The 21,421-nt window shown below is 73.2% G+C and carries 20 protein-coding genes; 16 read left to right on the top strand and 4 right to left on the bottom strand.

Features of this window, described 5'->3' with window-relative positions:
• Positions 1–18 precede the first annotated feature (18 nt).
• The 14 genes from BJ993_RS23365 to BJ993_RS23300 all read left to right on the top strand — a co-directional run bounded on the left by BJ993_RS23365 (position 19) and on the right by BJ993_RS23300 (position 15,435).
• Complete coding sequence (locus tag BJ993_RS23365) at positions 19–1,176, top strand: alpha-hydroxy-acid oxidizing protein (RefSeq protein WP_179651585.1); 1,158 nt, start codon at positions 19–21, stop codon at positions 1,174–1,176.
• Entirely contained in the window at positions 1,176–2,009 is an 834-nt protein-coding gene (gene pyrF / locus BJ993_RS23360; protein WP_179651583.1) for an orotidine-5'-phosphate decarboxylase, read from the top strand. Before BJ993_RS23365 ends, pyrF begins: the two co-directional genes overlap by 1 nt.
• The gene (locus BJ993_RS23355) at positions 2,006–2,482 is read left to right on the top strand and encodes a hypothetical protein (protein ID WP_179651581.1); all 477 of its coding nucleotides are present in this window, start codon (positions 2,006–2,008) and stop codon (positions 2,480–2,482) included. Before pyrF ends, BJ993_RS23355 begins: the two co-directional genes overlap by 4 nt.
• Before the next feature lie 147 nt (positions 2,483–2,629).
• Entirely contained in the window at positions 2,630–2,950 is a 321-nt protein-coding gene (gene mihF / locus BJ993_RS23350) for an integration host factor, actinobacterial type (protein WP_036545044.1), read from the top strand.
• On the top strand, positions 2,947–3,513 hold the full coding sequence (gene gmk / locus BJ993_RS23345) for a guanylate kinase (RefSeq protein ID WP_036545045.1): 567 nt from the start codon (positions 2,947–2,949) through the stop codon (positions 3,511–3,513). The genes mihF and gmk overlap by 4 nt, the downstream gene beginning before the upstream one ends.
• Before the next feature lie 8 nt (positions 3,514–3,521).
• Positions 3,522–3,851 (top strand): DNA-directed RNA polymerase subunit omega, encoded by a 330-nt coding sequence (gene rpoZ, locus BJ993_RS23340; protein WP_036545047.1) that lies wholly within the window; start codon positions 3,522–3,524, stop codon positions 3,849–3,851.
• A 13-nt stretch (positions 3,852–3,864) separates the two neighbouring features.
• Positions 3,865–5,130 (top strand): bifunctional phosphopantothenoylcysteine decarboxylase/phosphopantothenate--cysteine ligase CoaBC, encoded by a 1,266-nt coding sequence (gene coaBC, locus BJ993_RS23335; RefSeq protein ID WP_179651579.1) that lies wholly within the window; start codon positions 3,865–3,867, stop codon positions 5,128–5,130.
• A gap of 80 nt (positions 5,131–5,210) precedes the next feature.
• Positions 5,211–6,410, top strand: coding sequence for a methionine adenosyltransferase (gene metK, locus BJ993_RS23330; protein ID WP_036545049.1), 1,200 nt, complete (start codon positions 5,211–5,213; stop codon positions 6,408–6,410).
• 133 nt (positions 6,411–6,543) lie between these two features.
• Positions 6,544–9,333 (top strand): M4 family metallopeptidase, encoded by a 2,790-nt coding sequence (locus BJ993_RS23325; RefSeq protein ID WP_179651577.1) that lies wholly within the window; start codon positions 6,544–6,546, stop codon positions 9,331–9,333.
• 58 nt (positions 9,334–9,391) lie between these two features.
• Positions 9,392–11,443 (top strand): primosomal protein N', encoded by a 2,052-nt coding sequence (locus BJ993_RS23320; RefSeq protein WP_179651576.1) that lies wholly within the window; start codon positions 9,392–9,394, stop codon positions 11,441–11,443.
• A 118-nt stretch (positions 11,444–11,561) separates the two neighbouring features.
• A complete protein-coding gene (def, locus tag BJ993_RS23315; RefSeq protein WP_036545053.1) occupies positions 11,562–12,107 on the top strand; it encodes a peptide deformylase in 546 nt (181 codons plus the stop codon).
• Complete coding sequence (fmt, locus tag BJ993_RS23310; protein WP_179651574.1) at positions 12,104–13,030, top strand: methionyl-tRNA formyltransferase; 927 nt, start codon at positions 12,104–12,106, stop codon at positions 13,028–13,030. The genes def and fmt overlap by 4 nt, the downstream gene beginning before the upstream one ends.
• Positions 13,027–14,361 carry an RsmB/NOP family class I SAM-dependent RNA methyltransferase gene (locus BJ993_RS23305; RefSeq protein ID WP_308645692.1) on the top strand — a complete coding sequence of 445 codons (1,335 nt, stop codon included), beginning with the start codon at positions 13,027–13,029 and terminating at the stop codon, positions 14,359–14,361. The genes fmt and BJ993_RS23305 overlap by 4 nt, the downstream gene beginning before the upstream one ends.
• 57 nt (positions 14,362–14,418) lie before the next feature.
• Complete coding sequence (locus tag BJ993_RS23300) at positions 14,419–15,435, top strand: LLM class flavin-dependent oxidoreductase (RefSeq protein ID WP_179651572.1); 1,017 nt, start codon at positions 14,419–14,421, stop codon at positions 15,433–15,435.
• 1 nt (position 15,436) lies between these two features.
• Here BJ993_RS23300 and BJ993_RS23295 read toward each other — a convergent pair whose 3' ends face one another.
• Positions 15,437–15,790: a MerR family transcriptional regulator gene (locus BJ993_RS23295; RefSeq protein WP_036545059.1), complete on the bottom strand. Its 354-nt coding sequence runs from the start codon at positions 15,788–15,790 to the stop codon at positions 15,437–15,439.
• Between the two features lie 70 nt (positions 15,791–15,860).
• On the opposite strand from BJ993_RS23295, the gene BJ993_RS23290 reads away from it, so the two are divergent.
• On the top strand, positions 15,861–17,087 hold the full coding sequence (locus BJ993_RS23290; protein ID WP_218864781.1) for an MFS transporter: 1,227 nt from the start codon (positions 15,861–15,863) through the stop codon (positions 17,085–17,087).
• Here the strand turns inward: BJ993_RS23290 and BJ993_RS23285 are convergent.
• Both BJ993_RS23285 and BJ993_RS23280 read right to left on the bottom strand, forming a co-directional pair.
• Complete coding sequence (locus BJ993_RS23285; RefSeq protein ID WP_179651568.1) at positions 17,044–17,658, bottom strand: hypothetical protein; 615 nt, start codon at positions 17,656–17,658, stop codon at positions 17,044–17,046. The two genes, BJ993_RS23290 and BJ993_RS23285, sit on opposite strands and share 44 nt — an antisense overlap.
• The gene (locus BJ993_RS23280; protein WP_179651566.1) at positions 17,655–18,164 is read right to left on the bottom strand and encodes a SigE family RNA polymerase sigma factor; all 510 of its coding nucleotides are present in this window, start codon (positions 18,162–18,164) and stop codon (positions 17,655–17,657) included. The genes BJ993_RS23285 and BJ993_RS23280 overlap by 4 nt, the downstream gene beginning before the upstream one ends.
• Before the next feature lie 93 nt (positions 18,165–18,257).
• Here BJ993_RS23280 and ligD point away from each other — a divergent pair, with 93 nt between their 5' ends.
• Positions 18,258–19,211: a non-homologous end-joining DNA ligase gene (gene ligD / locus BJ993_RS23275; RefSeq protein WP_218864780.1), complete on the top strand. Its 954-nt coding sequence runs from the start codon at positions 18,258–18,260 to the stop codon at positions 19,209–19,211.
• Here the strand turns inward: ligD and BJ993_RS23270 are convergent.
• Positions 19,208–21,421: a beta strand repeat-containing protein gene (locus BJ993_RS23270; RefSeq protein WP_179651562.1), complete on the bottom strand. Its 2,214-nt coding sequence runs from the start codon at positions 21,419–21,421 to the stop codon at positions 19,208–19,210. The genes ligD and BJ993_RS23270 overlap by 4 nt on opposite strands.

Below are 21,421 nucleotides of genomic sequence, written 5' to 3'. Positions count from 1 at the left end.
CACGAGACAAGGAGCACCATGGCGTTCGGCGACTACCAGATCGAGCTCTACCTCGGCGCGCTCGGCGGCGTGCTGCCGGCCCACCCCTTCGACTACGCCGAGCTCGAGCGCAACGCGCTGGCCGCGCTGCCGCCCGAGCTGCGCACGTACGTCGCCGGGGGCGCCGGAGACGAGACCACGCAGCGCGCCAACGTGGAGGCCTTCGGCCGCTACGCCCTCGTGCCGCGGATGTTCCGCGCGAGCCCGGAGCGGGACCTGTCGGTGGAGCTGTTCGGCCGCACGCTCGCCAGCCCGCTGCTGCTGGCGCCCGTCGGCGTCGTCGGGCTCTGCACGCCCGACCAGCACGGGGACGTGCACGCGGCGGAGGTGGCGGCGGCGACCGGCGTTCCCCTCATCGGCTCGACGCTGATGAGCGACCCGCTCGAGGACGTCGCCGCCGCGGCCGGCGACGCGGGCACGTGGTTCCAGCTCTACACGCCCAGGAATCGCGAGCTCGCGGCCAGCCTCGTCAGCCGCGCGGAGAAGGCCGGCTACGAGGCCATCGTCATCACGCTCGACACCTGGGTGCCGGGCTGGCGGCCCCGCGACCTCGCGTCGGGCAACTTCCCACAGCTGCGCGGCAAGGCGCTCGCCAACTACACCTCCGACCCCGTCTTCCGGGAGATGACCGGGCCGGACCCCGACCCCGGCACGGTCGTGATGACCTGGGTCGGCACCTTCGGCCACCCGGTGACCTGGGACGACCTGCCCTGGCTGCGCTCGCTCACCGACCTGCCGATCCTCGTGAAGGGCGTCTGCCACCCCGACGACGCCCGGCGCGCCCTCGACGAGGGCGTCAACGGCATCTACTGCTCCAACCACGGCGGTCGCCAGGCCAACGGCGGGGGAGCGGCCCTCGAGTGGCTGCCCGGTGTCGTCGAGGCGGTCGACGGGCGCGGACCGGTCGTCTTCGACTCGGGCGTGCGCACGGGCGCCGACGTCGTCAAGGCACTCGCGCTCGGCGCCGACGCGGTCGCCATCGGCCGCCCCTACGTCTACGCCCTCGCCCTCGGCGGCGTGCCCGGCGCGATCCACCAGGTCCGCGCCCTGCAGGCCGAGGCCGACCTCGTCATGGCCGTCGACGGCTACCCGACCATCGCCGACCTCACCCCCGACGCACTGCGAAGGATCCCCTGATGACGTTTGGTGCCCGTTTCGCCGCCGCCCTCGCCGACCGCGGCCAGTTCTGCGTGGGCATCGACCCGCACAGCGCGCTCCTCCACGACTGGGGCTACGACGACGACGTCGCCGGGCTCGAGAGGTTCGCCCTGGGTGCGGTGGAGGCCGTGGCGCCGTACTGCAGCGTCGTGAAGCCCCAGTCGGCCTTCTACGAGCGCTTCGGCAGCAAGGGCATCGCCGTCCTGGAGCGGGTCATCGCGGACTCCCGCGCGGCGGGCGCGCTGGTGCTGCTGGACGTGAAGCGCGGCGACATCGGCTCGACGTCGCAGGCCTACGCCGACGCCTACCTCGACCCGTCCTCGCCGCTCGCCTCCGACGCGATCACCATCAGCCCCTATCTCGGCTTCGGCTCGCTGTTGCCCTTCGTCGACACCGCGCGCCGGTACGACGCCGGCCTGTTCGTGCTCGCCGCGACCTCCAACAAGGAGGGGCCGGAGGTGCAGGAGGCCGTCACGTCGGAGGAGTTCGGCGGGCGCACCGTCGCGTCGGCGATGCTCGACCACCTGCGCGAGCTGAACTCCGGCGCCACGCCGCTGGGCTCCTTCGGGGCGGTCGTGGGCGCCACGATCGACGGCAGCGGCCTCGACTTCGACCTCAACGGCCCGATCCTCGCGCCGGGCTACGGGGAGCAGGGCGGCACGAGCAGCGACATCCTGCGCATCTTCGGCGCCAGCGCCCGCAACGTCGCCGCGAGCTCCTCGCGGGGCGTGCTGCGGCTGGGCCCCGACCCGGTGGCGATGCGTGACGCCGTGCTCCGCGCCAACGACGAGCTCCGGGCGCTGCTCGGGTGAGGCCGCTGTCCCGAGGGGACCTGCCGCTGCTCGCCGTGGCGGTGGCGGCGGTGACCCTCACGGGCGTCCTGCTGCTCGACCGCGGCGATGACGACGACGCGTACGACTCCTACTGCTCGGCGGTCGAGGAGCACCGCTCCGAGCTGGGCTCGGCGCTCGACGCGGGCAAGGAGACCGGACTGCTGCGTGCCCTTCCCGCGTTCGAGGACCTGGCGGCGAAGGCGCCGGAGGACATCCGCGACGAGTGGCGGATCGTCATCGACCGGGTTCGCGAGCTGCAGGCCGCCCTCGACACGGCTGGGGTCGATGCGGCGTCGTACGACTTCGCGAAGCCGCCGGCGGACCTGGCCGCCGACGACCGCAAGGCGATCGAGGCCGCTGCGACGCGCCTGGGCTCCGCCGACACCGCCGCTGCGCTGGCCGGCGTCGAGCAGCAGGCACGCGACGTCTGCAAGAGCCCGCTGTCCCTCTGAGGCCGTCCGGGCAGCCGGGACCGAGGGCCCGCATTGCCCCGCGAGAACGGGAATGGCTAGATTGACCGGCGATGGCACTTTCCTGCGCAGCACCGCGCAGCCCGAAGCCGCCGACACACGTCTCGAACACCGAAGGACTCCGACCTCGTGGCCCTGCCTCCCCTGACTCCCGAACAGCGCCAGGCCGCCCTGGAGAAGGCGGCCGCCGCACGACGTGAGCGGGCCGAGGTGAAGAACCGGTTGAAGAACTCGGGCGCCTCGATCAGCGAGGTCCTCCAGCAGGGCCAGGTCAACGAGGTCATCGGCAAGATGAAGGTGCTCGACCTGCTGCAGTCCGTGCCCGGCCTCGGCAAGGTCCGGGCCCGCCAGGTCATGGAGCGCCTCGGCATCGCCGAGTCGCGACGCGTGCGGGGGCTCGGGACCAAGCAGGTCGCCGCCCTGGAGCGCGAGTTCTCGACCGACGCATGACGGCACAACTGTTCGTCCTCGCCGGACCCACCGCGGTCGGCAAGGGCACGGTCGCTGCGGCCATGCGCGAGCAGCACCCGGAGATCTACCTGTCCGTCTCCGCGACGACCCGCGAGCCGCGTCCGGGCGAGGTTGACGGCGTCCACTACCACTTCGTGTCGGTCGAGGAGTTCGACCGCCTCGTCGCCGACGGGCAGATGCTGGAGTGGGCCGTGGTCCACGGCGTCAACCGCTACGGCACGCCGCGCGGCCCCGTCGAGCAGGCGCTCGCCGAGGGCCGGCCCGCGCTGCTGGAGATCGATCTGCAGGGCGCGCGGCAGGTCCGCGAGTCGAAGCCCGACGCGGTGTTCGTCTTCCTGAAGCCCCCGTCCTGGGAGGAGCTCGTGCGCCGGCTCGTCGGCCGCGGCACCGAGGGCGAGGAGGAACGGGAGCGTCGGCTGGCCACCGCGCGCGAGGAGCTCGCGGCCGAGGCGGAGTTCGACGTGACGATCGTCAACCGCGAAGTTCATGCTGCTGTCGAGGAGTTGGTATCCTTGATGGTTGATCCGTCCACCGACTTGTGAGGACCTCTGTGTCTGCCCCGAACATCGACGCCGTGGGTGTCACCAACCCGCCGATCGACGACCTGCTGTCCAAGACCGACAGCAAGTACAAGCTGGTCCTCTACAGCGCCAAGCGCGCCCGGCAGATCAACGCCTACTACTCGCAGCTCGGCGAGGGCCTGCTCGAGTACGTCGGTCCGCTCGTGGAGACCCACGTCCAGGAGAAGCCCCTCTCGATCGCGCTGCGCGAGATCAACGAGGACCTGCTGACCTGCGAGGACATCGACCCGGCCGAGCTCGCTGCCGAGCAGGCTGCTGCGGCTGCCACCGCGCCGGCCCCGGTCGCCGACGCCGAGTGATCTGACGGCCTCCATGTCATCGGCTGGGCCCCGGCCCCGGGTGGTGCTCGGCGTCTCGGGTGGCATCGCCGCCTACAAGGCCTGTGAGCTGCTGCGTCGGTTCACGGAGTCCGGTCACGACGTGACCGTCGTGCCGACGGCCGCGGCGCTGGAATTCGTGGGTGCCCCGACATGGGCCGCCCTGTCGGGCAAGCCGGTCTCGGCCGAGGTGTGGACGGGCGTGCACGAGGTGCCGCACGTCCGCCTCGGCCAGACGGCCGACCTGGTGGTCGTCGCCCCGGCGACCGCCGACCTCCTGGCGAAGGCCGCGCACGGCCTGGCCGACGACCTGCTGACCAACACGCTGCTCACCGCGCGCTGCCCGGTCGTGCTCGCCCCGGCGATGCACACCGAGATGTGGGAGCACCCCGCCACCACGGCGAACGTCGCGACGCTGCGCTCGCGCGGTGTCCTGGTCATCGAGCCGGCCGAGGGCCGGCTCACCGGCGCCGACACCGGCAAGGGCCGGCTGCCCGACCCGGAGGAGATCTTCGAGGTCGCCCGCGACGTGCTGGGTCGCTCGACGTCGACCACGCCGGGCGGTCCCGCGGACCTCGCCGGGCGCCATGTCGTCGTCTCTGCGGGCGGGACCCGCGAGCGGCTCGACCCCGTCCGCTTCCTCGGCAACCGCTCCTCGGGCCGCCAGGGCTACGCCCTGGCCCGTGCCGCGGCAGCTCGGGGCGCCGAGGTCACGCTGGTGGCCGCCAACGTGGCGCTGACCGACCCGGCCGGCGTCAAGGTGGTCCACGTCGAGTCGACCGCCGAGCTGCGCGACGCCGTGCTGTCGGCGGCCGCGACCGCCGACGCGGTCGTGATGGCCGCCGCCCCGGCCGACTTCCGGCCCACGGCGCAGTCGGAGACCAAGATCAAGAAGGCCGACGACGGATCGGCACCTTCGATCACGCTGCAACAGAATCCCGACATCCTCAAGGAGATCTCCACGCACCGGGTCCACCCGGGCGCGGTGATCGTGGGATTCGCCGCCGAGACCGGCGACGCGACGGGCAGCGTGCTCGATCTGGCCCGGGCCAAGCTGGCCCGCAAGGGCTGTGACCTGCTGGTCGTCAACGACGTCAGCGGGGGAGCGGTCTTCGGGAGCACCGACAACGAAGCGGTGATCCTGGGCGCCGACGGGTCCGCGGTCGACGTACCGCACGGCTCGAAGTCGGCGCTCGCACACCTCATCTGGGACCAGGTGGTCGCCCGCCTGGCCCCGTCGTCCCCGCAGTACACGTCCTGAGACGTTCGGGCATCACCCTTGCCTGTCCGTATCGTTGGAACACAGTTCACCCCCGCCCCCCATCAGGAGTTCTCACCACTATGACCGGACGTCTGTTCACGTCGGAGTCCGTGACCGAGGGTCACCCGGACAAGATCGCCGACCAGATCAGCGACACCGTGCTCGACTACCTGCTCGAGCACGACCCGAAGAGCCGTGTGGCCGTCGAGACGCTGCTGACCACCGGGCTGGTCGTCGTTGCCGGCGAGGTGACCACCGAGGCCTACGCCCCGGTCGCCCAGCTCGTGCGCGAGAAGATCCTCGAGATCGGCTACGACTCCTCCGACAAGGGCTTCGACGGCAACTCCTGCGGCGTCCAGGTCGCGATCGGTGCGCAGTCGCCGGACATCGCGCAGGGCGTCGACACCGCCGAGGACGTCCGCCTCGGCGGCTCGTCCGACGAGCTCGACAAGCAGGGCGCGGGCGACCAGGGCCTGATGTTCGGCTACGCCTGCGACGACACCCCGGAGCTGTTCCCGCTCCCGATCAAGATCGCGCAGACGCTCGCCGAGAAGCTCACCGAGGTGCGCAAGGACGGGACGCTGCCCTACCTGCGCCCCGACGGCAAGACCCAGGTCACCATCGAGTACGACGAGGACGACCGCGCCGTCCGGGTCGACACCGTCGTGCTGTCCACGCAGCACGCCGAGGACGTCACCCAGGAGCAGATCGCGGCCGACATCACCGCCAAGGTGATCGAGCCGGTCCTCGAGCAGTTCAAGACGAGCGTCCCGTTCGACGGCTACAAGCTGCACATCAACCCGACCGGCAAGTTCGTCGTCGGTGGCCCGATGGGTGACGCCGGCCTGACCGGCCGCAAGATCATCGTCGACACCTACGGCGGCATGGCCCGCCACGGTGGCGGCGCGTTCTCCGGCAAGGACCCGTCGAAGGTCGACCGCTCCGCCGCCTACGCCATGCGCTGGGTCGCGAAGAACATCGTCGCCGCGGGCCTCGCCCGTCGCGCCGAGGTCCAGGTCGCCTACGCCATCGGTGTCGCCAAGCCCGTCGGTGTCTTCGTGGAGACCTTCGGCACGGGCGTCGTCCCGGACGAGAAGATCCAGGAGGCCGTGCTCGAGGTCTTCGACCTGCGCCCGGCCGCGATCCTGCGCGACCTCGACCTGCGTCGCCCGATCTACGCCAAGACGGCGGCGTACGGCCACTTCGGCCGCGAGCTCCCCGAGTTCACCTGGGAGCGGACCGACCGCGCCGACGCGCTGAAGGCTGCCGCCGGCGTCTGACCCGCCCGGCTCCTCGCCGCCCGTCGTCCCTCCGGGGACGGCGGGCGGTGCCGGTTTTCGGGGTCCGCGGGACCCGGCGGCGTCGAGCGTGGAACGATGCGCTCGACCTGTTGCTTCTCGGGGAGGGAAACCCGTGCGCCGCGTGCTCGCCCTGGCCTGTGCCGCCTTCGTCTCCAGCGCCGTGCTGGGGGCCGTCCCCGCGCCGCTGGCCGTCGCCGGTCCCGATGACGGCGAGGCCGTCCTCCGGGCCGACGCCGACGGCCCGCTGCGCATCCGCCGCGAAGGCGGTGTCGCCACCTTCGTCGGTACGCCGGCCGGCACCGAGATCGACAACCCGGCCGTCGGTCGCGGCACCAGCGTCTCCGCCGCCGCGCGCGCCCACCTCGCCCGCTACGGCGCCGCGATCGGCGCCGACCGGGCAGGGACCCGACTGGTGGAGCACGGACGATCGGCCGCGGCGGCCGGCACCTCGGTCGTGCGCTACCAGCAGGAGGTCGACGGCCTGCCGGTCCTGGGCGGTGACGTCGTCGTCACGCTCGACAAGGACCACGACCTGGCCTCGCTGGACGCCAACCTCTCGGACGCCGCCTCCGTCGGCTCGGCCACGGTCACCGAGGACGCCGCTCGCACGACGGCGCTCGGCAGCGTCGGCCGGAGCCGCGTGAAGGGTGCGACCGCGGAGGACCTCGGTCGGTGGGTGCTCGACCCCGCGACCCTCCCCGTGCCTGCGATCACCGGCGCCCGCAGCGCGTGGCGCTTCGAGGTGCGGGCCGGAGACGGCGTACGACGGATGGTGCTCGTCGACGACCGCAGCGGTGTCGTACTGCTGGACGTCGACCTGATCCAGCACGCGGACCGCGTCGTGTGTGACAGGGCGAACCTCAACCCCGTCGACGACCCGCCGGTCTGTACGGCGGCGTACGCGCGGACGGAGGGGTCCGGCGCGTCAACCGTCGCCGACGTGAACCTCGCCTTCGCCAACGCCGGTCGGGTCTCCACCTTCTACGCCACGTTCGGCACTCCCGACATGCAGGACCTGACGGCCCTCATCGGTCATGAGGCTGCGGACGGCAAGAAGCTGAGGTCGACCGTGCGTGTCTGCATCACGGGGATCCCCTGCCCCTACGACAACGCCTACTGGAACGGTCAGGCGATGTTCTACGGCAAGGACTATCCGCGAGCCGACGACATCGTCGGCCACGAGATGACCCACGGCGTGATCGAGCGGATCGCGGGTCTCATCTACTTCGACCAGTCCGGGGCGATCAACGAGTCACTGGCCGACATCATCGGCGAGATCATCGACCACCAGACGCTCGCCGCTGGGGAGAGCCCGTCGGAGTTCCTGCTGGGCGAGGACCTCCCGGACCAACCGCCGTTCCGCAGCGCCGCCGACCCCACGGCGTACTACCAACCCGACCGCATGACCAGCACACGGTGGTACTCGGGCGAGGGGGACTCGGGCGGCGTCCACACCAACTCGGGTGTCGGCAACAAGGCGTTCTACCTGATCTCCCAGGGCGGCACGTTCAACGGCCAGACGATCACCGGGATCGATGCGGGCGACCAGGGGCTCGCGAAGTCGGCGAGACTGTGGACGCAGGTCATCGAGACCATCCCCGCCTTCGCCGAGTACGACGACCTGGCGACCGTGCTGGAACAGTCCTGCGCGGACCTCCAGGGCACCGTGCTGACCGCGGCTGACTGCACCGCGGTGCACCAGGCGGTCCTCGCGACCGAGATGACGACGCGGCCGACGAACGAGCCGGTCCGCGACGCGGCGCGGACGTGTCCGGGCACCACCGTCAAGCGGGTCCTGCTCGCCCCCGCGTCCGAGACCGAGCAGGCGGCCTTCACAGCGGCTGCCGGCTGGACCCGGACCCCTGACGCGACTGTCGTTCCGAACGCGTTCTCCGGCGACACGGCGTGGTTCGCCGAGGACGGGGCGACCAACAACGAGAGTCTCGTGGCCCACCTCCCGATCCGGGCCGACGACTGGATCGACCTGCCTGCCGGACAACCGGCGTACCTGGCCTTCCGCCACTGGCACGCCTTCGAGTACTGGGCTGACCCCGAGAAGGAGTACTACGACGGCGGCACCGTCGAGCTCGTCCGCGACGGCGCGACGACGGCCAACCTGGAGAGCCGGGCGTGGGCGGCCTACGCCCCGAAGCGGCCCCTGGCCTACAACCTGCTGCCGTCGGGGCGCACTGCCTTCGCCGGCACCAGCAAGGGGTGGACGGGCAGCCGGGTCGACCTCAGCGAGTTCGCGGGCGAGTCGGTCAAGCCGCAGTTCACGATGCACTACGACCCGTACTGGGGCGCCCCGGGCTGGTATCTCGATGACATCGAGGTCTACACGTGCGACATCCCGACCGGCACGCCGGAGCTCGTCGGCACCCCGGCCCTGACCTCGGGCACGCCGCGGGTGGGGCGCAAGCTGACCATCTCGGGCGTGGCGTGGTCGGAGGCCGGCACCGAGACGACCTACGAGTGGCGTCGCGGCGGCGTGCCGATCAGCGGAGCGGTCAACGCGTCGTACACGCCGGTGTACGCCGACCTGGGCAAGGTGCTCAGCGTGGTCGTCACCGGCACGGCCAACGGCCTGCGGTCGCTGGCCCACACGCGGACCACGAGTGCCGTCCAGCGCGGCGTCATCACCGCTCCGTCGAAGGTGGTGGCCAGCGGGACCCCGTACGTCGGCCGTCGCCTCACCGCGCTGCGGGGCACCTGGTCGCCGAGCGGGATCACCTTCCGTTACCAGTGGCTGCGCGACGGGCGGGCGATCTCCGGTGCCACGGCGAGCACGTACGTGATCCGGCGCACCGACAAGGGACACCGGATCGCGGTCCGGATCACGGGAAGCAGGACCGGCTACACGTCGGTCGCGCGTACGTCGGCGAGCCGGTCGGTCACCCGCTGACCGGCCGGCCTGTGCACGGGCCGACCGGTGATCGGGCCCCGCTGGTAGAACTGCGCCCATGACGCCCACCCCCGACGAGCCGGCATTCGACCTGCCCGGCCTCGTCCGGGACCGTGCGGCCGAGGGGCGGGTCAAGGCGGCGGCGACGCGTGCCCGGAAGGCGACCGAGGCCGAGATCGCCGAGGTCGACCCGGTGGCGCGGGTCGTGCTGGAGCTGCCGCTCGCCCACCTGGACCGGCCCTTCGACTACGCCGTGCCGGTCGCGATGGCCGACGGCGCGGTGCCCGGCGCCCGGGTCAAGGTGCGCTTCGGCGGCCAGGACGTCGACGGCTTCGTCGTCGCCCGCTCGGCCGCGTCCGAGCACGAGGGCCGGCTGGCCCCGTTGCGCCGGCTGGTCAGCCCGGAGCCGGTGCTCAGCCCGGCGGTGGCGGCGCTCTGCGAGCAGGTCGCCCGTCGGTACGCCGGCGTCAGCGCCGACGTCCGCCGGCTGGCCGTGCCGCCGCGACACGCGACGACCGAGAAGGCCCCCTCGCCACCCGAGCCGCCCCTGCCGACCGACGGGGGCGGGTGCGAGGAGGCCTGGGCGGCCTACCCGGCGGCGAACGCGTTCATCGCCCACCTCCGCAACGGGCAGGCGCCACGTGCGGTGTGGGGGACCGGCCCGGGGGAGGACTGGCCCGCGTTGCTGGCCCACCTGGCGGCCGTCGCGCTCGCGGCGGGCCGCGGCACGATCCTCTGCCTGCCCGACCACCGCGACGTTGCCCGCGTCGACGCCGCCCTGACCGAGCTGCTCGGCGACGGGCACCACGTCACCCTGCAGGCCGAGCCGGGCCCGGCCGCGCGCTACCGCGACTTCCTCGCCGTCAGCCGCGGCACCCGCCGCATCGTCGTCGGCACCCGGTCGGCCGCGTTCGCCCCGGTCCACGACCTGGGGCTGGTGGTGGTCTGGGACGACGGCGACGAGCTGCACGCGGAGCCACGGGCGCCGTACCCGCACACCCGGGAGGTGCTGCTGCTCCGCTCCGAGCTCGAGGGCGCGGCCGCCCTGGTCGGCGGGTTCGCCCGGACCGTCGAGGCCGACCAGCTGCTGCGCATGGGCTGGGCGCACGAGATCGCGCTGCCCCGTGACGCCGTGCGCGACCGGGTCCTCGTCGGGATCACCGGCGCGAGCGACCACGCGCTGGCCCGCGACCCGTTCGCCTCGACCGCGCGAATGCCGCGCGAGGTGTTCGACGCGATCCGGTGGGGCCTCGAGCGCGGCCCGGTGCTGGTGCAGACGCCGCGGGTCGGGTACGCCCTCAAGCTGGCCTGCGAGCGGTGCCGGACGCCCGCTCGGTGCTCGGCGTGCTCGGGTCCGCTGGAGCTGACCGGCCCGACGTCGCCGCCCCGCTGCCGCTGGTGCGCGACCGAGGCGCCGGACTGGTCCTGCGCCGAGTGCGGCGCCACCGGCCTGCGGGCGCCCGTCCTGGGCGACGCCCGCACGGCCGACGAGCTGGGCCGCACCTTCCCGTCCGTGCCGGTGATCGCGTCCTCCGGCGACCGCATCCGGGCGAGTGTCGACGCGCGAGCGCGGATCGTGGTCGCCACGCCGGGAGCGGAGCCGGTCGCGGAGGGTGGCTACGCGGTCGTCGTACTGCTCGACACGTGGTGGGCACTCGGCCGCGACAGCATGCGGGCGCAGGAGGAGGCGCTGCGGCGTTGGTGCAACGCCGTCGGCCTGGTCAGGCCCGGTGGGAGGGCGCTGGCCGTCGGCGACCCGGCGCTGGCCGCGCTGCAGGCGCTCGTGCGCTGGGACCCGGCCGGCTTCGCGACCCGCGAGGCCGAGGACCGCTGGGCGGCCCGCCTGCCGCCGGCCGCCCGCGTCGCGACGCTGACGGGCACCCCGGGCGCCCTCGACGACCTGCAGGCGCTGGCGGCGCTGCCCGAGGCGACGGACGTGCTCGGCCCGGTCCCCGCGCCCGGCGGCGACGAGGGGGAGGAGCGACTCGTGCTGCGCGTCCCGCGGACCCTCGGCGCCGACCTCGCCCACGCGCTCGCGGAGGCGCAGCGGCTCCGCTCCGCCCGCAAGCTCGAGCCGGTCCGGGTGCAGCTGGATCCCCTGGAGATCTGAATTGGCCGAGCGTGTCTCCGGCGCGATGACGGGGGCCAGCAAGCTGGCGTCGCGCGCCTCCCGCCACGCTGCCGGCCGACGAATCTGAGGTTCTGCCGCGCCTCACTAGGATGACGCGGTGGCCATCCGACCCATCCGCCTGTTCGGCGACCCGATCCTGCGCAAGCCCGCGATCGAGGTCGTCGAGTTCGACGCCGAGCTGCGCCAGCTCGTCACCGACCTGACCGACACGATGCTCGACGCGCCGGGCGCCGGCCTCGCCGCGCCCCAGATCGGCGTCGGGCTCCGCGTCTTCACCTGGTACGTCGACGGCGAGGTCGGCCACCTGGTCAACCCGGTCCTCGACCTGTCGGCGGAGACCCAGGACGGCCCCGAGGGCTGCCTGTCGCTGCCGGAGCTCACCTACGACTGCCTGCGGGCGCTGTCGGTCGTCGCACGCGGCTTCAACATGCACGGCGACCCCGTCACCATCGAGGGCTCCGAGCTGCTCGCGCGGGCGATCCAGCACGAGACCGACCACCTCGACGGCATCCTGTTCATCGACCGCCTCGACGACGCCGCCCGCAAGGCCGCGATGCGCGAGATCCGCGAGTCGGAGTGGTTCGGCCTCGAGAAGCCGACGGTCAGGATCTCGCCGCACGCGACCGGGGGCTTCGGCCGATGAGGGTCGTCTTCGCCGGGACGCCCGAGGTCGCCGTACCCGCCCTGGACGCCATCGCCGCGTCGCCCCACGAGCTGGTCGGGGTCGTCACCCGCCCCGACGCGCCCGCCGGCCGGGGCCGCAAGCTCACGCCCAGCCCGGTGGCGCAGCGCGCCGAGGAGCTCGGCATCCCCGTCCTCAAGCCGGTCCATCCGCGCGACCCGGACTTCCAGGAGGCTTTGAAGGCGCTGGAGCCGGACTGCTGCCCGGTCGTCGCCTACGGCGCCCTGATCCCGCGCAGCGCGCTCGACATCCCGCGCCACGGGTGGGTCAACCTGCACTTCTCGATCCTGCCCGCCTGGCGCGGCGCGGCGCCCGTGCAGCACTCGATCTGGGCCGGCGACGAGTTCACCGGCGCGACCACCTTCCGGATCGTCGAGGCGCTGGACGCGGGCCCGACCTTCGGCGTGATGACCGAGCGGATCCGGCCGACCGACACCGCCGGCGACCTGCTCGCCCGGCTCGCCGAGGGCGGCTCGTCGCTGCTGGTCGCGACCCTCGACGGCATCGCCGACGGCGCGCTCGAGGCGCGCGAGCAGCCGGCGGAGGGCGTCAGCCTGGCGCCGAAGATCTCCGTCGACGACGCCCGTGTCGACTGGACCGAGTCCGCGGTCGCGGTCGACCGGCGGATCCGCGCCTGCACGCCCGGACCCGGCGCCTGGACGACCCTGGACGACGAGCGGGTCAAGCTCGGCGCCGTGACGATCGAGGAGGGCGTCGGCGACCTCGCTCCCGGCGCGATCCGGGTCGGCAAGAACCATGTCCTCGTCGGCACCGGCACCGACGCCGTCCGGCTCGGCGAGGTGAAGGCGTTCGGCAAGAAGCAGATGGGTGCGGCCGACTGGGCGCGTGGCGTCCGGCTGCCGGAGACGGCGACCTTCGAGTGAAGCGGGTCGACCCGGCGCGGCTGGCTGCCTTCGAGGTGCTCAAGGCGGTCCGTGTCGACGACGGCTACGCCAACCTCCTGCTCCCGGCGGCCCTGGCGCGCCACGGCCTGACCGGCCGCGACGCCGCCTTCGCCACCGAGCTGGCCTCGGGCACGATCCGACGGCAGGGCACGTACGACGCCGTCCTCGCCGCCTGCATCGACCGCCCGTTGCGCAAGGTCGACGCCAAGGTCCTCGACGCGCTGCGCCTCGGCGCCCACCAGCTGCTCGGGATGCGGGTGCCGACCCACGCCGCCATCGACACGACCGTCACGCTCGTGCGGGCCAAGGTCAACCAGGGCGCCGCCGGCTTCTGCAACGCGGTGCTGCGCAAGGTCGCCGCGCAGGACCTCGACGCCTGGCTGGCCCAGCTCGCGCCCGGCACCGGCACCCGTGACCTCGCGATCGCCCACAGCCACCCGGCGTGGGTCGTCGACGAGCTCCGGACCGCGCTCGGGGATGCCGCGGGGGAGCTGCCCGAGCTGCTGGCGGCGGACAACGTCGCGCCCCGGGTCACGCTCGTGGCCCGGCCCGGGAGGGCCACCCGCGAGGAGCTGCCCGGTACGCCGACGTCGTACTCACCCTTCGGCGTGGCGCTCGACGGAGGTGACCCGTCGTCGGTCCCCGCGGTGGCCGAGGGGCGTGCTGGCGTGCAGGACGAGGGTTCGCAGCTGGTCGCCCTCGCCCTGGCGGCCTCGCCGGTCGAGGGCCGCGACGAGCGCTGGGTCGACCTGTGCGCCGGTCCGGGCGGCAAGGCGGCGCTGCTCGCGGCGCTCGCCGCGGAGCGGGGCGCCGCCCTGACCGGGATCGAGCTGCACCACCACCGCGCGCGCCTCGTCGCCCGCGCCGCGTCGGGCCCGGGCCTGGCCGGTGTCGTCCAGGCGGACGGGACCCGGGCGCCGTTCGCGGACGGCAGCGTCGACCGGATCCTGCTCGACGCCCCGTGCAGCGGTCTGGGCGCGCTCCGCCGTCGCCCGGAGGCCCGGTGGCGGCGCTCGGCCAGGGACGTGGCCGAGCTGGTCCCGCTGCAGCGTGCGCTGCTGGCCGAGGCGGTCCGCGTGCTGCGGCCCGGGGGAGCGCTGCTCTACGCGACCTGCTCGCCCGTGCTCGCCGAGACGGCCGACGTCGTCACGGCGACCCTGGCCGACCACCCCGAGGTGCGGCTGGAGGACGTGCGCGAGCACCTGCCCGTCGTACCCGATGCGGACGGGCCGCTGCCCGGCACCGTCCAGCTCTGGCCCCACCGACACGGCACCGACGCGATGTTCCTCGCGCTGCTGCGCAAGGCCTGAGAAGCCCTCAGCAGCCCTGAGCAGGAATGAAGCAAGAAGGTTGACGGTTCAACCATCATGAAGAAGATCGGGTTCCTCTCGTTCGGGCACTGGACGCCGAGTCCGCAGTCCCAGACCCGCAGCGCCGCCGACACCTTGCTCCAGTCGATCGACCTCGCGGTCGCGGCGGAGGAACTCGGCGCGGACGGCGCCTACTTCCGGGTGCACCACTTCGCCCGGCAGCTCGCGAGCCCCTTCCCGCTGCTCGCGGCCGTCGGCGCGCGCACGAGCCGGATCGAGATCGGCACCGGCGTGATCGACATGCGCTACGAGAACCCGATGTACATGGTCGAGGACGCCAGCGCCGCCGACCTGATCTCGGGCGGCCGGCTCCAGCTCGGCATCTCGCGCGGGTCACCGGAGCAGGTGATCGACGGCTGGCGCTACTTCGGCTACGCCCCGGCGGAGGGCGAGACCGAGGCCGACATGGCCCGCCGCCACACCGAGGTCTTCCTCGAGGCGCTCAAGGGCGAGGGCTTCGCCCAGCCCAACCCGCGCCCGATGTTCGCCAACCCGCCCGGCCTGCTCCGCATCGAGCCGCACTCCGAGGGCCTGCGCGACCGGATCTGGTGGGGCGCCGCCTCCAACGGCACCGCCCGCTGGGCCGCCGGCCTCGGCATGAACCTGATGAGCTCGACGCTCAAGGAGGACGAGGGCGGGCAGCCGTTCCACGTCCAGCAGGCCGAGCAGATCCGGGTCTTCCGTGAGGCGTGGGCCGAGGCGGGCCACGCTCACGAGCCGCGGGTCTCGGTCAGCCGGTCGATCTTCCCGCTCGTCTCCGACGAGGACCGGATGTACTTCGGCGGCCGCCCGGACGGCGACCAGGTCGGCCAGATCGACAACATGCGCGCGATCTTCGGACGTTCGTACGCCGCCGAGCCGGACCAGCTGGTCGAGCAGCTGCGCGAGGACGAGGCCATCGCCGCGGCGGACACGCTGCTGCTGACCGTCCCCAACCAGCTCGGCGTCGACTACAACGCGCACGTGCTCGAGTCGATCCTCACCCACGTCGCGCCCGGCCTCGGCTGGCGCTGACCTACCGGGAGGTCTGCGCCAGCACCTGCCGGATCGTGTCGCGGCTCCGGGTCAGGCAGGTGATCCGCTTCTCCAGCCCGTCGAGCTCGGCCGCCAGCAGGGTGGCCAGCTCGCGGGAGCAGGTCGCGGCCTCCTTGGCGCAGGCGGCCTCGGCCTCCAGGAGCGCCTTGACGAGGCGGGTGGGGATGCCGGACTGGATCAGCCCGGCGACCCGCTCGACCTGCTCGACGTGTGCCTCGCTGTAGGTGCGGTAGCCGTTGGGGAGGCGGTCGGCCTCCAGCAGGCCCTGCTGCTCGTAGTAGCGGATCAGCCGCGGTGCGACCCCGGTGCGCTCTGCCACCTCGCCGATCTTCATGTCTCCTGCCTCACATCTCCGGACGAGAACCTTGACATTGACATCAGTGTAAATGTCTACCGTCGAAGGCATGACGACCACAAGTCCCCTCCCGACCCCGCCCCGTCCTGATGCACCCGCCGAGCCCGGCCTTCCCTGGCCGGCGCTGCTCGTCCTCGGCGGCGCGACCCTGGTCATGGTGACCGGCGAGATGCTGCCGACCGCCGTGCTCGCCCCGATGAGCGCCGGCCTCGGCGTCACGGACTCGGCTGCCGGCCTGCTCGTCAGCATCTGGGCGGCGGTCGTGGTGGTGGCCAGCTTCCCGCTGGTCCACCTGACCCGCCACCTGCCCCGCACGACCGTGATCGCGGGCAGCCTCGTCGCGTTCGGCGTCGCCTCGGCGCTGACGGCCCTCGCGCCGTCGTACGCCGTCGTGGTGGGCGCGCGAACGCTCGGCGCCGCCGCGGTGGGGCTGCTGTGGTCGACCGTCAACGCGCACGTCGCGGACCTCGTCCCGGACCGGCTCCTGGGCCGGGCCACTGCCGTCGTGCTCGGTGGCGCGACCCTCGGCATGGTGCTGGGCACGCCGATCGGGAGGTTCGTCGCCGACCTCGCCGGCTGGCGGTCGGCGTTCTGGGTGCTCGCGGTGGCCAGTGGCCTCGCGGCAGTGCTGGTCCGGCTGGTCGTCCCCACCGGCCGCCCCGCGGCGCACGGTTCCACGGGGGAGCAGGAGCCGGGCGGCGCCGGGTCCCTGCGTCCGATGGTGCTGGTGACCGTGCTGGTGGCGCTGGTCCTGGTCGGCCACTACGGCGCCTTCACGTTCATCACCCGGCTCGGCGAGCCCGCCGACGCGGCGCTGCCCGGCGGGATGGGCAGCGTGCTGCTGGTCTTCGGGCTCGCCTCGGCCCTCGGGGTCGCCCTCGCGGGGAAGGTCGCCGGCGACACCGGCCGGGCGCTGGTGGTCGCGACCGCCGCGACGGCCGCGTCGCTGCTCGCGCTGGGAGCCGCCGGTCAGCAGCGGTGGCTCGTGCTGGCCGCCGTCGTGGCGTGGGGCGTGGTGTCGGGCGCGCTGCCGCCGCTCGCGCAAACCCTCATCCTCCGGCTCGCCGGACCCACGCACCGGACGCTGGCCGGCGCGCTGATCCCCGTGCTCTTCAACGGCGGCATCGCGATCGGGGCGGCCTTCGCCGCCGGCGTGGTCGCGGTCGGAGGGGCCGGTGCGGTCGTCGTACCGGCGGCGGCCCTGGTGGCGCTCGCTGCGGCGGGGCTCGCCGTCAGGGGCGCTGCCAGGAGTCCGCGAACTGCAGCCCGGCGATGACGGCCTTCAGCTCGGCCGACGCAAGCGGCTCGGCACCGCCCTGGATGCTGACGAAGTAGTTGCCGTGGACCGGGCTGACCCACATCGAGGAACCGCCCTTGTCGGGGTCGCCCGCCCAGGCGTCGTGCTCCGCGCCGTCGCGGACGTTGACCGAGATGCCGTCGGTGCCCGGCTTCGTGCACCACATCTTGTCGTCGACCGGGTACGACTCGCAGCTCCAGCCGGGAGCCACGAGGGTCACCGGCAGCGTCGGCTCGCCGGCCGGCGCGGTCACGGAGGCGTCGGCCTCGGTGACCGTCGCGGTCGGGCTCGGCTCGGGCGACGTCGAGGTGGCGACGTCGGGGTCGGCGGCCGTCGTACCCCCTCCGCCCTGGGTGACCGCCACGCCGACGCCGACGACCGCGACCGCCGCCGTGCCACTCGCGACGGTGGCCACGCGGCGCCGTCGTCGCAGTCGCAGCCCGGCGCGCAGCGACGAGCCGGCGAGGTGCTCGAGGTCCGGCTGCTCGGAGCGCATCCGCTCGCGCAGTGCGGGGCCGATCAGGGTGTCGATGTCGTTCATCTCGTTCACGGGAAGGTCCTCTCGGGGATGTCGACCAGCGGGCGGAGCCGCTGGAGCGCTCGGCGGGCGCGGGTGCGGACGGTGGTCTCGGTCAGGCCCAGGTCGGCGGCCGTCTCCGCCACGCTGCGGTCCTCCCAGTAGCGCAGTACGACGATCGCGCGATCGAGCGGCGCGAGGGTGCGCAGCGCCTCGAGGAGGTCGAGCCGCGTGCCGGGATCGGGCTGGTGCCCCTCGTCGGGCGGGGTGAGGTCGCCGGGACGCTCGCCGCTGCGGCGCAGCCGGCGGTGGGACAGGAAGGTGTTGAGCAGCGTGGTGCGGGCGTAGGCGAGCGGGCTGTCCGCGGCCTGCACCCGCCGCCAGCTGACGAACACCTTCGCGTAGGTGGCCTGGGTCAGGTCCTCGGCGAGGTGGTGGTCGCCGGTGAGCAGCATGGCAGCGTGGTGCAGCTGGGTGCCCGTCTCGCGGACGAACGCGGTGAACTCCGCCGCCTGGGTGACGGAACTGCTTGCCTTCACAACCCTTGAGACGCCACGGACGGCCGGTTGTGTTGCAGGTCGTCCAGCATTTTCTCGCCGATGCCGTCGGTCGCGGCCGCTAGTCTCGGCGCCATGGCGTCCCCGTCGGTCGAGATCGAGGTCGAGAACCGCGTCGTCCGGGTGAGCAATCCCGACCGCGTCTACTTCCCGGAGATCGGCGCCACGAAGCTCGACCTGGTGGAGTACTACCTCGCCGTCGGCGAGGGCATCGTCAACGCCCTGTGGGAGCGGCCGTGCATGCTGCACCGGTTCCCGAAGGGGCTCGAGGGAGACAAGGTCCACCAGAAGCGGCTCCCCGCCGGTGCGCCCGACTGGGTCGAGACGGTGCAGCTGTTCTTCCCACGCTGGAAGCGCACGGCGGACGAGCTGTGCGTGACCGAGCTGGCGTCGGTGATCTGGGCGGTGCAGATGTCGACCGTCGAGTTCCACCCGTGGAACAGCCGGCGCGGTGCCACCGAGATGCCCGACGAGTGGCGGATCGACCTCGACCCCGGGCCCGCGTCGTCGTACGACGACATCCGCAGGGTGGCTCACGTCGCGCACGAGGTCCTCGACGAGCTGGGCGCCGTCGGCTACCCGAAGACGAGCGGCAGCAAGGGCCTGCACGTCTACGTCCGGGTCAAGCCCGAGCACGACCACAAGGGCGTACGACGAGCCGCGCTCGCCTTCGCTCGTGAGGTCGAGCGGCGCGCCCCGGACCTGGTGACGACGACCTGGTGGAAGAAGGACCGCGACCCCGCTGCGGTGTTCGTCGACTACAACCAGAACGCCCGGGACCACACGATCGCGGCGGCGTACTCGGTCCGCGGCCTGCCGGACGCCCGGGTCTCCACCCCCGTCCGCTGGGACGAGATCGACGACGCCGACCCGCGCGACTTCACGATCCGCACCGTGCCGAAGCGGTTCGCCGAGATCGGCGACCTGCACCACGACATCGACGACCACGTCTTCGACCTCGCGCCGCTGCTGGAGTGGGCAGACCGCGACGACCTGCCGGTCGACGACGACGATGGGGATGCCGGCTAGGCGCCACTCACGGTGAAGGTGCGGGTCGCCGTCGTGGTGTTGCCCGCAGCATCCTTCACGGTCACCACGAGCGTGTAACCGGTGGCGGTGAAGTTCGGCTGGCCGTTGCTGCTCTGGAAGACGAGCGCGTTCGACGTCCACAGGCCGCCGCTGCCGCCGAGCGTGATCGCCGTGGCGCAGTTGCCGGCGTCGAACGTCGTCGAGCCGGTTCCGCTCCAGCACCGACCGTTCGACTTCGTGAGCTTGATCGTCACGCTGGCGACTCCGACGTTGTCGCTCGCTGACACGCAGATCCTGCCCTGGTTGCCCGGGAGGCCCGTGCTGCAGGCGATGCTGTTCCAGCCGCCGGTCTCGTTGCCCGGCTCGATCGCTCCGATCGTGGGGTTCGTCGTGTCGGCCGACGGGTTCACCGTGACATTCGCCGACGTGCTGGCGGAGAGATGGTTGGCGTTGCCCGGCTGGGTGGCCGTGAGGGCGCAGGTGCCGGCGCCGACATAGGTGACCGTGCTCCCGCTGACGGTGCACACCGACGACGCGCTGGTGGTCGCGAAGGTGAAGCCGGTCAGGCCGCTCGACGCCGTCGCGGTGAGGGTGGCCGAGGCTCCGGCCGTCACCGGCGACGCCGGGTTGAAGGTCACCGTCTGCGCCGCCTTGGCGACCACGAAGGTGATCGAGGCCGTCGGCGCCGGCGCCCAGGTCCCGTTGCCGGCCTGGCCGGCGGTGATCGTGCAGGTGCCGGCCGCCACGAACGAGATGGTGGCCCCGTTGGTCCCGGAGCTGGTGCAGACCGCAGGGGTGGTCGTGCCGAAGGTGACGGGGTTGCCGGACCCGCCGCCGGTGGCGGAGACCGTGTAGCCGCCGAGGTAGGTCGGGGAGGACGGCGTCGTGATGCCGGTGATCGCCTGCGCCTTGCGGGTGACGGTGACCGACTGGGTCACCTGCGTGGCGGCGAGGTAGTCGTCATTGCCCGCTTGGTCGGCCGTGAGCGCGCAGGTTCCCTGCGCCGTGAAGGTGACGGTCGCGGCTCCGGGGCCCGTCGGTGAGACGGAGCAGACCGACGGCGAGGTGGTGGCGAGGACGACCGGGTTGCCGGAGCCCCCGCCCGTGGCGGTCAGCGCGTAGGTGTCGCCGACCTTGGCGTCGGTGGGCGGTGTCGAGGTGATCGTGACCGCCTGCGCGGCCGGCGAGATCGCGAACGACTGCTGGACCGTCGGAGCCGGGAGGTGGTTCGCGTCGCCGGCCTGGTCCGCATCGATGGTGCAGGTGCCGGCCTTGAGGTAGGTGACGGTCCCGCCCGAGAGGGAGCAGTTGGCCGACGTCGTCGCGTCGACGGTGAGCACCACCGGGTTGCCCGTCGCGCCCCCGGTGGCGCTCGGGTGGTAGCCGCTGCCGCCGACGACCGCGTCGACCGGCGGGGTGCTGGTGAAGCTGATCGCCTGTGCCGCCTTCTCGACCGCGAACGCCTGGGTCGCCTGAGGGGCTGCGCTGTAGTAGGCGCTGCCTGCCTGGTCGGCGAGGACCGTGCAGGACCCGGCGCCGACGAACGTGATGGTCGCGCCGTGCGTCCCCGAGCTGGTGCACACGGACGGCGTGCCGGTGCTGAACGTGACCGGGTTGCCCGAGGCGCCGCCGTCCGCGGCCACGGTGTACGTCGGGCCGTCGTACGTCGGGGCGCTGGGCTCGGAGGTGAACGAGATCGCCTGCGAGGCCTGCGCCACGACGACCGCGTCACTCGGCGTCGCCGCCGCGGTCCACGTGGCCTGGACGGCCGTGACCACGTAGGTGTGGCTCCCGAGGGGGACGTCCTCGTCGGTGCAGGACGTGGCCGTGGTGGTGGCCGAGGCAGAGGTGCCGCAGGCGTCGACGGCGGGGCCGCTGAGCGGAATGCGCCGCACGCGGTAGCCGTCGGGGGCGATGCCGCCGGTCGCCGCCGACCACGTGAGCTCGACCTCACCGGTGCCCGGTGTGGACGTCGCGGTGACGTCCGTCGGCGGCTCGAGGGTGCCGGTCGTGACACTGCCCGCGCCCGTGCCGTCGGAGGTGAAGAACGCAGCGGCCACGCCGCCCAGCGACAGGCCGGTGGCGAGGACGAGCGCGACCACGAGGCCGGGCCGAGCCGTGCGGCGAGCGGTCGTGCTGACCCGTCCGCGTCCGCGGTGCCGGGCGTCGCCCGGGCGGCGCAGCCGTGAGGTGGTGGCGGTGGTCCTCAT

This window comes from Nocardioides aromaticivorans (genome assembly GCF_013408525.1).
Taxonomy (GTDB): Bacteria; Actinomycetota; Actinomycetes; order Propionibacteriales; family Nocardioidaceae; genus Nocardioides; species Nocardioides aromaticivorans.
The sequence above is the reverse complement of the archived record's forward strand: the minus strand, read 5'-3'. Positions and strand labels throughout refer to the sequence as shown.